The sequence below is a fragment of the Herbaspirillum rhizosphaerae genome, from assembly GCF_001189965.1.
Classification (GTDB): Bacteria; Pseudomonadota; Gammaproteobacteria; order Burkholderiales; family Burkholderiaceae_D; genus Herbaspirillum; species Herbaspirillum rhizosphaerae.
In genome coordinates this window covers 1-728 of record NZ_LFLU01000043.1, presented here as the reverse complement: position 1 = coordinate 728, position 728 = coordinate 1, and the positions used below count along the sequence as shown (strand labels likewise).

General features: G+C 67.7%; 1 protein-coding gene. It reads left to right on the top strand.

All coding sequences use genetic code 11. The features are described from left to right. Positions 1-728 (top strand): AMP-binding protein (locus tag AKL25_RS23575; RefSeq protein WP_157050750.1); only part of this gene is annotated, 728 nt, incomplete at both ends.

The following is a 728-nucleotide window of genomic DNA, read 5'->3' as shown; positions in this document are numbered from 1 at the left end:
GCCCTGGCGCAACCGCAAGCGCCGGCCCTGCATTGCGAAGGCCGGCGGCTCAGCTACGGCCAGCTCGAACAATGGGCCAGCCAGATCGGCCGGCGCTTGCATGAAACCGGCGTCCAGGCCGAAGAACGGGTCGGCCTGTGCGTCACGCGTTCGGTCGCCATGGTTGCCGGCTTGCTGGGCATCTTCAAATCCGGCGGCGCCTTCCTGCCGCTGGACCCCGACTATCCCGCCGACCGCCTGGCGCTGATGCTGGAAGACGCCGGCGTACGCACCGTGCTGGCCGATGCCGACACCGCCACCCGATTGGCCGACGTCCTGGCCGGACGCCAGGTGATCCGGCTCGATCAGCTCGATGGCGTATCGACGCAACCCTTCCACATGCCTGTGTTGGCCGACCAGCTGGCCTACGTCATCTACACCTCCGGCTCCACCGGCCGTCCCAAGGGCGTAGCCATCAGCCAGCGCGCCCTGAGCCTGCACCTGGACGACTTCATCCACACCTACGGCATCAGCGCGCAAGACAAGCAACTGCAATCGTCCACCATCAACTTCGACGTGGCGCTGCACGAAATGCTGCCGGCGCTGATCCAGGGCGGGCAAGTCGAAATGCGCGGCGCCCAGCCCTGGGACCTGGAAACCACCAGCCGCCAGCTGGCGCAGGAAGGCGTCACCTTCTCGCGCCTTGCCACCGCGTACTGGCAGCAGTGGCTGCGCAATCCGCCGGCGCC